Here is a 10,641-nt window from a genome sequence, read left to right on the forward strand (position 1 = left end):
CCCGCTCAGTGCCTGCCGAGTCCCCGTACGCGCACGGGGTGAGGCGGTTCACTTACGCCGTCCTCCCCGTCGCGCTCGACGACCACCCGGCGCCCCTCCCAGCGCGTGACGTACACCTCGATCTCCGGCTCCTCCCAACCGTCCCCCGCGTCCGGCACCACCAGCCCGCCCCCGGTACGTCCGAGGGCGGGCGCCCATACCTCCAGCTCCAGGCCGCCGTCGTCGCCCCGCACGGGCACGACGGCGCCCGCGCGCGCGAGCACCGGAATCCGTGACAAAGGGGCGTCGATCAGCACCTGGCAGGGCCCTTCGTACGCCCGCTCCGTCACCGTGTCGTACCAGCGCCCGACCGGCAGTTGCACCGTGCGTCGGCTCACCCCCGGGTCGAGCACCGGCGCCACCAGAAGACAGTCACCGAGCAGAAAGGCGTCCTCGCAGCCCCGCAGGGCCCGGTCCTCGGGCGCCCCCCACCACAACGGCCGTACATAGGGCGCTCCCGTGCGCTGCGCCAGATGCGCCAGCGTCATGAAGTACGGCAGCAGGCGCCGACGTTCGACGAGCACCACGCGCGCGTGGGCGAGGACGTCCGCACCGAACTCCCAGGGTTCCCTGCGCCCCGCACGCAGACTCGCATGCGTGCGGAACAGCGGCAGGTAGGCGCCCAGCTGGAACCACCGCAGATACAGCTCCGGCGACGGGCTCCCGTCGAAACCGCCCACATCCGGACCCGAGTAGGGCACTCCGCACAGTCCGAGGCTCATCACCAGCGACAGCGACGCCCGCAACCCCGGCCAGCCCGTCGCCACATCCCCGGACCAGGCCCCTCCGTAGCGCTGCATACCGGCCCACCCGGAGCGGGAGAATATGAACGGCCGCTCCTCGGGCGTGAGTTCGCGCAGCCCCTCGTAGGCAGCCCTGGCCATGCACAGGGCGTACACGTTGTGCGCCTCGCGATGATCACCGCCGTACCCCTCCAGAGAGTGGCGGGCCGAACGAGGCAGGGTCGACTCCCCGAAGGCGGTGAAGGACGTGGGCTCGTTCATGTCGTGCCAGAAACCCGAGAACCCCTGCCCCAGCCGCTCCTCGTACATCCGGCCCCACCACGCCCGTACGCGCGTGTGCGTGAAGTCGGGGTGGACCGACTCTCCGGGCCACACGACTCCGTGCACGAGCCGCCCCGAGGCATCCCGGACGAACGCGTCCTCGGCGCTCCCGCTGTCGTACACGGCGTTTCCCGGCTCGGCCTTGACCGCCGGGTCGACGATCGACACCAGCCGGATCCCGTCGCGACGCAGGTCCTCGGCGAGGCCCGGCAACTTCGGGAACTGCTCCTGGTCGACGGTGAACACCTGGTGCCCGTCGAAGTGGTCGATGTCGAGGTGGACCGCGTCCAGGGGCAGATCGCGCTCCTGGTAGCCCGCGACGATCCGCCGCACCTCCTGCTCGCCGCCGAAACCCCAGCGCGCGTGATGGTGGCCCAGGGCCCACGCGGGCGGCAGCGCGGGCACACCCGTGAGCGTTGCCCAGGTGTGCAGCACGCGCGCGGGAGTGCCCACCATCATCCAGCAGCGCAGCGGTCCGCCATCCATCCGCAAGTCGCACGTCCCGGCCCGGTCATGCCCGGAACCAGCGCCCTCCTCGCCCTCCCGCAGCGTCACCGTGCCGTCCCAGGAGGTGTCCTGGAACACCAGATGGGCGGCCGCGTCGGCCACCACCAACTGCACCGGCATGGTGATGTACAGCGGATCGTCGCCGGGGCCGAACGGGTGACCGGGATCCGTGTTCCACAGGCGGTAGGTCCCATTCCGCAACCGAGGTCCCGACGCACGACCGCCGAGCCCGAAGAACCGTGCGTCCGCGGCCACTTCCGAGCGCTGCGTCCAGCGGCTCGTACCGCCGCCCACAGGCTCCCACCAGCGCGGCGGCAGCTCTCGCCGCAGGCTCACCCCTCCGGGGGTGAGCACCTCCACCGCCCCGTGCCGTGAGACCGAGACCGTCACCCGCTCGGCCACAACTCGCCAGCCACCGTCCTTGTCCGGCTCCAGCACCGCGCGGGGATCCGGTTCCGGACAGCGGCCCGCGAGCGCGTACGACGGTTCGGGGCCGGCCCCGTCCCAGCCCCAGAAGACCGCCCCGTTGACGGCAACGGTGATCCGCAGTTCGGTCCTCGCGAACCGGACCACACCGCCACCCGGCCCGGGCACCACGTCCCGTACGGGCCCGGGCACCCGCGCGCGCTCGGTACCCCGTGGCGGCAGCCCGGCGGCGTCGGCACGCCTCCTGCGCCATGCGGCCCGTACGGTACGCAACCCCTGGGCAGCCCCCGCCGAGCCGACCGCTATCACCGAACGCACCAGGTCACGACCGTCCATGCCGATCAGCCTGCCACTGACTTCACCCGATGTGCGTACCGTTAAGCCGCCGTTCACTCAGGCAGGGACCACATCTTCATCTCTGCGACACGACCCCTGCGCGGCGCACCCTGGTGCCGGAGTGGATCAGATGGCATCGTCCGTGTCAGCCGCGTCACGTGTACACCGTCCGGGAGCCGCCGAATGTCCACCGTGAACCCCTCGCCCCTCTGGCAGCCCGACCGGGAACGCATCGCCCGCGCACGGCTCACCAAGTTCCAGGCCTGGGCGGCGGAACACCACGGAGCCCCCGCCGACGGCGGCTACCCGGCGCTGCACCGCTGGTCCGTGGACCAACTGGACACGTTCTGGAAAGCCGTCACCGAGTGGTTCGACGTAGGCTTTTCGACGCCCTACGCGCGCGTGCTCGGCGATCGCTCGATGCCCGGCGCGGAATGGTTCTCCGGGTCGACACTCAACTACGCCGAGCACGCCCTGCGCGCGGCGGACACCCGTGCGGACGAGCCGGCCCTCCTGCACGTCGACGAGACCCACGAACCCCGCCCGGTGACCTGGTCCGAGCTGCGCCGCCAGGTCGGCTCGCTCACCGCCGAGCTGCGTGCGCTCGGCGTACGCCCGGGAGACCGCGTGAGCGGCTATCTCCCGAACATTCCGCAAGCTGTGGTCGCCCTGCTCGCCACGGCCGCCGTGGGCGGCGTATGGACGTCCTGCGCCCCCGACTTCGGCGCACGCAGCGTCCTCGACCGCTTCCAACAGGTCGAACCGGTCGTGCTGTTCACCGTCGACGGCTACCGCTACGGCGGCAAGGAGCACGATCGCCGTGACACGGTCGCCGAACTCCGCCGCGAACTGCCCACACTGCGTGCCGTCGTCCACATCCCGCTGCTGGGCACCGAGGCTCCCGAAGGCACCCTGGAATGGTCCGCCCTCACCTCCGCGGACGAGACACCCGTCTATGAACAGGTCGCTTTCGACCACCCCCTGTGGGTGCTCTACTCCTCTGGCACGACCGGCCTCCCCAAGGCCATCGTCCAGTCCCAGGGCGGCATTCTCGTCGAGCACCTCAAACAACTCGGCCTGCACTGCGACCTGGGGCCGGAGGACCGCTTCTTCTGGTACACGTCCACCGGCTGGATGATGTGGAACTTCCTCGTCTCCGGCCTCCTGACGGGCACGACGATCGTCCTGTACGACGGCAGTCCCGGCTACCCCGACACGGGCGCCCAGTGGCGGATCGCCGAACGCACCGGGGCGACCCTCTTCGGTACCTCCGCCGCGTACGTCATGGCCTGCCGTAAGGCCGGCGTGCACCCCGCCCGGGACTTCGACCTGTCCAAGGTGCAGTGCGTCGCCACCACCGGATCGCCGCTGCCCCCCGACGGATTCCGCTGGCTGCACGATGAGTTCGCGGAGAGTGGGGCCGGCCTGTGGATCGCCTCTGTCAGCGGCGGCACGGACGTGTGCTCCTGTTTCGCAGGAGCTGTACCGACGCTCCCGGTGCACATCGGTGAACTCCAGGCGCCAGGACTGGGCACCGACCTCCAGGCCTGGGACCCGAGCGGCAAACCTCTGGTGGACGAGGTCGGCGAACTCGTCGTCACCAACCCCATGCCGTCCATGCCCATCCACTTCTGGAACGACCCCGACGGCAGCCGCTACCACGACAGCTACTTCGACACCTATCCCGGAGTGTGGCGCCACGGCGACTGGATCACCGTCACCTCGCGCGGCTCCGTGATCATCCACGGCCGCTCCGACTCCACGCTCAACCGCCAGGGCGTACGGATGGGATCAGCCGACATCTATGAGGCCGTCGAGCGGCTTCCAGAGATCAAGGAGTCCCTCGTCATCGGCGTCGAACAGCCGGACGGTGGCTACTGGATGCCGCTCTTCGTCCACCTGGCTCCGAGAGCCGTACTCGACGAGGCACTCCTGAACCGCATCAAACAGACCATCCGTGAGCAGCTTTCCCCCCGCCACGTCCCCGACGAGGTCATCGAGGTCCCCGGAGTCCCGCACACCCTCACCGGCAAACGCATCGAGGTCCCGGTGAAGCGCCTTCTCCAGGGCAGCCCCCTGGAGAAGGCCGTCAACCCAGGCTCCGTCGACAACCTAGACCTGCTGCGCTTCTACGAGGAACTTGCCCGCAAACGCACCTGACCGGCCTCAGGGACTGCGGTCAACCACCGTAGGTGGCCTCGGACTCGACCAGTACAGCGGCGAAGTCCGAGGCCAGCCGTGCCGTGTCGGCCTGCTCGAGATCGGCCACCGCGATCCGAACCGCGGGCCCCCACACGTTCATCCCGCTGGTTCCCCAGGACGGGATCCCGGACCGCTTGCCCCTCACCCGCGTCACGAAGCTCTACGCCACCCGCGTCGCCGGACCGGACTGCGTCCGGTACCAGACGATCAACCGGACGGCCGCCAACGCGGCCTGGGCGCTGGGCGGCCTCGGTGCCGCCGCGTACCAATGGCTTCTCGCCGGCGATGCCCTCTCGTTAATCGACACCGCGATCCTCACCGTCCGAGATGTTCCACGCCACCGTCTCCTGGGGACTCTCGCTAGCCCTCGCCCCGGGCACCGCTCAGGGCGCCTACCTCGGTGTCCCCGGAATCGCGCAGGCCGTCCAGCACAGCATCGGACCCCTGGCCGTCACGGCAGCCATCGCCACCAACCCGTCGGCTGGACCGGCTTCGGCGCCGGCATCGCTGTGACCTGCCTGATCCAGAACCGCCTCGTCCGCGACCGCCTGACCCGAGAGCCATTGTCAGTGGTGACGATTACTGTGAGTGAGCATTGATCGACTGCGCACAGGGGGAATCATGGCGAACACCGGGCACCCGACGATGCGGCGCGTGCTGCGCCGCGAAATCGCGGGCACCATCGGCCTGCTCACCGACGAACACGACTTCCGGGCAATGCGGCGCTATCGCACCTTCACCTTCGACGACCACACGGCCTACCTCCACGAGGTGGAAGCCCTGCTGAAGAGCCTTGCCTCCCAGGGCAGCCACACCACTGTCGCGCTTTTCGACCCTGAGGAGTACGCCGAATTCTGCACGGCCACCGGCCTCGACCCCGACGCCCCGACCAGCCGCACCCGCTTCACAGCGGAACTCGCCACGACTGGCCCGACCGTTCCGTACGACGGCCAACCCCTCGCCGAACTGGTCCCGGACCTCGTCGACGAGGCCGTCCGACAGGCGACCTGGGAGTACGCCGCAACACTCCTGGCCCGTATCGGCGCCTGCGCATTCTGCGGCGAGGACATCGGACGCGCGGCGTTCGCCCGCGCCTCGAACCTGCTGCTGCGCATTCTCGACACCGCGCCACAGGGAAACAGGCACCTCGTCTGCAGCGTCACCACGCCCCCCGAAACACTCCTCGCAGTCCTGCACGCGGACGAGGACAGCGAGGGCGCCACGGAACTCGACGAGGCCGAAGCCCTCGAATTCACCACGGTGCTGGCTCTCGGCATCGCCACCCGGAGCCCTGGAGGCCTCGTCATGCGTACCAGCGCTGCCGGCACCCCCGACCGCATCTACGGCTGGCGCCTGCACGGAAACGGCGTCGAGCCCCTGACCGCCGGCGAGGTATTCGACGCCTACTGCACCGACGCCGAATCAGGTGACCTCATCTCCCCGGAGCCAGACGTCGACTACTGCGCACCCCCCGAGATCGGTGGAGAAGAACCCAATACAGGGCACGCTCACTGAACGAGCAACGGGCGAGGGGCGCCCCACACGAAGTGGAACGCCCCTCTCTGAATGAAACGAACGTTCTGCACCGAGCCGGTTTGTTCGACGGCTCGGTGCAGAACGGCCGACCACTACTCGCCCGACAGCACTGCCTGAGCGGCGTCGCGCGCCTCGTCGGCACTGTCCGCAGCCCGCGCAGCCGCAGCGGCCCGCTCACACTGAGCCAGCGTGTACTTGGCCAGTGACGCCCGCACATAAGGAATCGAAGCCGCGCCCATGGAAAGCGAGGTGACACCCAGACCGGTCAGCACACATGCGAGCAGCGGGTCCGAAGCTGCCTCACCACAGACACCACAGCTCTTGCCCTCGGCCCTCGCCGCTTCGGCGGACAGCGCGACCAGGTCGAGCAGCGCGGGCTGCCACGGATCCTGCAGACGAGAAACCGCCCCCACCTGACGGTCGGCGGCGAAGGCGTACTGCGCAAGGTCGTTGGTTCCCAAGGACAGGAACTCGACCTCCTGAAGGATCGAGCGCGCCCTCAGCGCGGCCGACGGGATCTCCACCATGGCACCGAACTTCGCGCGCAGTCCGGCTGCGCGGCACGCGTCCGCAAACGCCTTGGCGTCGGCGCGGTCCGCGACCATCGGAGCCATGACCTCAAGGTAGACAGGCAGACCTTCTGCCGCCTTCGCGAGCGCTGTCAGCTGGGTACGCAGCACATCGGGGTGTTCCAGCAGGCTCCGCAGCCCGCGCACGCCCAGAGCCGGGTTCGGCTCGTCGGCAGGCGTCAGGAACTCCAGCGGTTTGTCCGCGCCCGCGTCCAGCACCCGTACGACGACACGCCCCTCGGGGAATGCCTCGAGAACCTGCCGGTACGCCTCGATCTGCTTCTCCTCGGACGGCGCGTTCTTGCTGTCGTCCAGGAAAAGGAACTCGGTACGGAAGAGACCGACACCTTCGGCCCCGGCCGCGACGGCGGCAGGTACGTCCGCGGGCCCGCCGACGTTCGCGAGCAGCGGCACCTTGTGACCGTCGGAGGTGGCACCCGGCCCGGTCGAACCGGCCAGCGCCGCCTTGCGCTCGGCGGCTGCCGCCTCCAAATGTGCCTTCTTCTCCTCGCTCGGTTCCACGAAGATCTCGCCTGTACTGCCGTCCACGGCGATCACCGTGCCCTCGGCGAGCTCACCCGCACCGGGCAACGCCACCACGGCGGGTACACCGAGCGCCCTCGCAAGGATCGCGCTGTGGCTGGTCGGCCCACCTTCCTCGGTGACGAAACCGAGCACCAGAGTCGGGTCCAGCAGCGCTGTGTCGGCGGGCGCGAGGTCACGCGCAATAAGGACGTACGGCTCGTCGCTGTCGGGGACACCAGGCATGGGCACCCCGAGTAGCCGGGCGACGATACGATTCCGCACATCGTCGAGGTCGGCCACGCGCCCGGCGAGGTATTCGCCGGCGTTCGCCAGCAGTGCGCGGTACGCGGCGAACGCGTCGTACACCGCGCGCTCGGCCGTGCTGCCGACCGCGATGCGCCGCTCTACGTCCGCCATCAGGTCGGGGTCCTGGGCCATCATGGCTTGCGCCTCAAGCACGGCCTGGGCTTCGCCTCCCGCCAGATTGCCGCGCGCATTCAGGTCGGCCGCCACGGCATCAACGGCCTGGCGGGCGCGCCCCTGTTCGCGCTCCGCGTCCTCCGCCGGAATCTGTTTGGCAGGCGGTTCGAGCACCGCTGTCCCCATGTGCCGAACTTCGCCGATCGCCACACCGTGGCTCACGCCGACGCCTCGCAGCGTTGTCTCCATCTCACCCGTCTCCGATAGTGCGGCGGGTCCCGCCGCCGCGGTGGTTGTCCTGCCTGCCGTCATAACGGCACTGATGTCACTGCCAGCCGAAGAGGCTGTCGCCGGCCTTCACATCGCCGTCCTCGACGAGATCGGAGAGGGAACCGGCCGTTGCTTCGAGCGCCACGACGGGGCACACCGGGGACTTGCCGGCGGCCTCGATGTCGGCCGGGTTCCAGCGCACCACGCTCTGACCACGCGCCACGGTGTCGCCCTTGTTGACGAGCAGCTCGAAACCCTCGCCGTTGAGTTGCACAGTGTCGATGCCGAGGTGAGTGAGTACACCGTGGCCTTCGTCGTCCACGACGACGAAGGCGTGGGGGTGGAGCGAGACGATGACTCCGGAAACGGGGGCGACAGCCTCGGACGGCTCACGCACGGGGTCGATCGCGGTCCCGGGGCCGACCATGGCCCCGGAGAAGACCGGGTCCGGCACGGCGGCCAGTCCGATGGCACGTCCAGCAAGGGGGGACGTCACGGTGGTCATGGGATGCCTCCGAGGGCTGGAGATTCATACGGGCCGTCACTGCTTGTCCCGGACGGCACACTGTTGAGCAGCGTATGTCATATGAAGTGCCGGTTCCGTGCGAGAGACGCCAGTTGACGGACGCAGAGCGCGACGCAAACGATTTGCACCCGCTCTGAGCGCCCGTGTACAGTCGTACTCCTGCTTGAGGCTGAGCGACGCGACCAAGCGTCCTTGCTGGGCAGCATCCAACTTGTCAGATCCTATCTCGGGGTCTCGTTCTGCATGCCTGCGGGACGGTGGTCAGGGAGACGGAAAAACGCTGATAGAGTTTGGAACACAGAAGGGAAGCGCCCGGAGGAAAGCCTGAGAGATTGTCTCGGGTGAGTACGAAGGAAGCGTCCGTTCCTTGAGAACTCAACAGCGTGCCAAAAATCAACGCCAAGTTTGTTGATACCCCGGCTCACGGACATTTTGTTTGTGGGTTGAGGTTCCTTTGAAGTAGTAAACACAGCGAGGACGCTGTGAACGGTCGGGCTTATTCCGCCTGACTGTTCCGCTCTCGTGGTGTGACCCGATTACGGGTTGACATTCACGGAGAGTTTGATCCTGGCTCAGGACGAACGCTGGCGGCGTGCTTAACACATGCAAGTCGAACGATGAACCCGCTTCGGTGGGGGATTAGTGGCGAACGGGTGAGTAACACGTGGGCAATCTGCCCTGCACTCTGGGACAAGCCCTGGAAACGGGGTCTAATACCGGATAATACCTTCCCTCGCATGGGGGTGGGTTCAAAGCTCCGGCGGTGCAGGATGAGCCCGCGGCCTATCAGCTTGTTGGTGAGGTAGTGGCTCACCAAGGCGACGACGGGTAGCCGGCCTGAGAGGGCGACCGGCCACACTGGGACTGAGACACGGCCCAGACTCCTACGGGAGGCAGCAGTGGGGAATATTGCACAATGGGCGAAAGCCTGATGCAGCGACGCCGCGTGAGGGATGACGGCCTTCGGGTTGTAAACCTCTTTCAGCAGGGAAGAAGCGCAAGTGACGGTACCTGCAGAAGAAGCGCCGGCTAACTACGTGCCAGCAGCCGCGGTAATACGTAGGGCGCAAGCGTTGTCCGGAATTATTGGGCGTAAAGAGCTCGTAGGCGGTCTGTCGCGTCGGATGTGAAAGCCCGGGGCTTAACCCCGGGTCTGCATTCGATACGGGCAGACTAGAGTGTGGTAGGGGAGATCGGAATTCCTGGTGTAGCGGTGAAATGCGCAGATATCAGGAGGAACACCGGTGGCGAAGGCGGATCTCTGGGCCATTACTGACGCTGAGGAGCGAAAGCGTGGGGAGCGAACAGGATTAGATACCCTGGTAGTCCACGCCGTAAACGGTGGGAACTAGGTGTTGGCGACATTCCACGTCGTCGGTGCCGCAGCTAACGCATTAAGTTCCCCGCCTGGGGAGTACGGCCGCAAGGCTAAAACTCAAAGGAATTGACGGGGGCCCGCACAAGCAGCGGAGCATGTGGCTTAATTCGACGCAACGCGAAGAACCTTACCAAGGCTTGACATACGCCGGAAAGCATCAGAGATGGTGCCCCCCTTGTGGTCGGTGTACAGGTGGTGCATGGCTGTCGTCAGCTCGTGTCGTGAGATGTTGGGTTAAGTCCCGCAACGAGCGCAACCCTTGTTCTGTGTTGCCAGCAACCTCTTTCGGGAGGGTTGGGGACTCACAGGAGACTGCCGGGGTCAACTCGGAGGAAGGTGGGGACGACGTCAAGTCATCATGCCCCTTATGTCTTGGGCTGCACACGTGCTACAATGGCCGGTACAATGAGCTGCGATGCCGTGAGGCGGAGCGAATCTCAAAAAGCCGGTCTCAGTTCGGATTGGGGTCTGCAACTCGACCCCATGAAGTCGGAGTTGCTAGTAATCGCAGATCAGCATTGCTGCGGTGAATACGTTCCCGGGCCTTGTACACACCGCCCGTCACGTCACGAAAGTCGGTAACACCCGAAGCCGGTGGCCCAACCCCTCACGGGGAGGGAGCTGTCGAAGGTGGGACTGGCGATTGGGACGAAGTCGTAACAAGGTAGCCGTACCGGAAGGTGCGGCTGGATCACCTCCTTTCTAAGGAGCATCTAGGCGTCTGCTCTTCGGAGTCGGCGTCCAGGACCAGTACACCGGCGAATGTTCGGTGCTGGTTGCTCATGGGTGGAACGTTGATTATTCGGTCCGGTTCACGGGTCGGAGGCTGTGAGTACTGCCCCC

The 10,641-nt window shown here is 67.2% G+C and carries 7 protein-coding genes and 1 other annotated feature (1 of these 8 cut by a window edge); of the genes, 3 read left to right on the top strand and 4 right to left on the bottom strand.

What is annotated here, in order from left to right:
- Positions 1-5: 5 nt before the first annotated feature.
- A complete protein-coding gene (locus ACH4TV_RS19940; RefSeq protein ID WP_398399732.1) occupies positions 6-2,372 on the bottom strand; it encodes a glycoside hydrolase family 31 protein in 2,367 nt (788 codons plus the stop codon).
- A gap of 183 nt (positions 2,373-2,555) precedes the next feature.
- Here ACH4TV_RS19940 and ACH4TV_RS19945 point away from each other — a divergent pair, with 183 nt between their 5' ends.
- Complete coding sequence (locus ACH4TV_RS19945; RefSeq protein ID WP_398399734.1) at positions 2,556-4,532, top strand: acetoacetate--CoA ligase; 1,977 nt, start codon at positions 2,556-2,558, stop codon at positions 4,530-4,532.
- A 19-nt stretch (positions 4,533-4,551) separates the two neighbouring features.
- On the opposite strand, the gene ACH4TV_RS19950 is transcribed toward ACH4TV_RS19945, so the two are convergent.
- Positions 4,552-4,674 carry a hypothetical protein gene (locus ACH4TV_RS19950; RefSeq protein ID WP_398399735.1) on the bottom strand — a complete coding sequence of 41 codons (123 nt, stop codon included), beginning with the start codon at positions 4,672-4,674 and terminating at the stop codon, positions 4,552-4,554.
- A gap of 227 nt (positions 4,675-4,901) precedes the next feature.
- On the opposite strand from ACH4TV_RS19950, the gene ACH4TV_RS19955 reads away from it, so the two are divergent.
- On the top strand, positions 4,902-5,087 hold the full coding sequence (locus ACH4TV_RS19955) for a hypothetical protein (protein WP_398399737.1): 186 nt from the start codon (positions 4,902-4,904) through the stop codon (positions 5,085-5,087).
- Positions 5,088-5,195: 108 nt separating this feature from the next.
- A complete protein-coding gene (locus tag ACH4TV_RS19960; RefSeq protein ID WP_398399739.1) occupies positions 5,196-6,089 on the top strand; it encodes a hypothetical protein in 894 nt (297 codons plus the stop codon).
- Positions 6,090-6,202: 113 nt separating this feature from the next.
- On the opposite strand, the gene ptsP is transcribed toward ACH4TV_RS19960, so the two are convergent.
- Positions 6,203-7,873, bottom strand: a complete 1,671-nt coding sequence (ptsP, locus tag ACH4TV_RS19965) for a phosphoenolpyruvate--protein phosphotransferase (protein WP_398399741.1) — start codon at positions 7,871-7,873, stop codon at positions 6,203-6,205.
- A 76-nt stretch (positions 7,874-7,949) separates the two neighbouring features.
- A complete protein-coding gene (locus ACH4TV_RS19970) occupies positions 7,950-8,399 on the bottom strand; it encodes a PTS glucose transporter subunit IIA (RefSeq protein ID WP_398399743.1) in 450 nt (149 codons plus the stop codon).
- Positions 8,400-8,969: 570 nt separating this feature from the next.
- Positions 8,970-10,641, top strand: a sequence feature (most likely nonfunctional fraction of RNA operon) (it continues 2,766 nt past the right edge of the window).

It is taken from the genome of Streptomyces sp. NPDC020898, from assembly GCF_044333925.1.
Classification (GTDB): domain Bacteria; phylum Actinomycetota; class Actinomycetes; order Streptomycetales; family Streptomycetaceae; genus Streptomyces.

Bases quoted from the DNA above. Each gene is read 5' to 3' on its own strand.
- ACH4TV_RS19940 (WP_398399732.1), bottom strand. From the start codon at position 2,372: ATGGACGGTCGTGACCTGGTGCGTTCGGTGATAGCGGTCGGCTCGGCG.
- ACH4TV_RS19945 (WP_398399734.1), top strand. From the start codon at position 2,556: ATGTCCACCGTGAACCCCTCGCCCCTCTGGCAGCCCGACCGGGAACGC.
- ACH4TV_RS19950 (WP_398399735.1), bottom strand. From the start codon at position 4,674: ATGAACGTGTGGGGGCCCGCGGTTCGGATCGCGGTGGCCGATCTCGAG.
- ACH4TV_RS19955 (WP_398399737.1), top strand. From the start codon at position 4,902: ATGTTCCACGCCACCGTCTCCTGGGGACTCTCGCTAGCCCTCGCCCCG.
- ACH4TV_RS19960 (WP_398399739.1), top strand. From the start codon at position 5,196: ATGGCGAACACCGGGCACCCGACGATGCGGCGCGTGCTGCGCCGCGAA.
- ptsP (WP_398399741.1), bottom strand. From the start codon at position 7,873: ATGGAGACAACGCTGCGAGGCGTCGGCGTGAGCCACGGTGTGGCGATC.
- ACH4TV_RS19970 (WP_398399743.1), bottom strand. From the start codon at position 8,399: ATGACCACCGTGACGTCCCCCCTTGCTGGACGTGCCATCGGACTGGCC.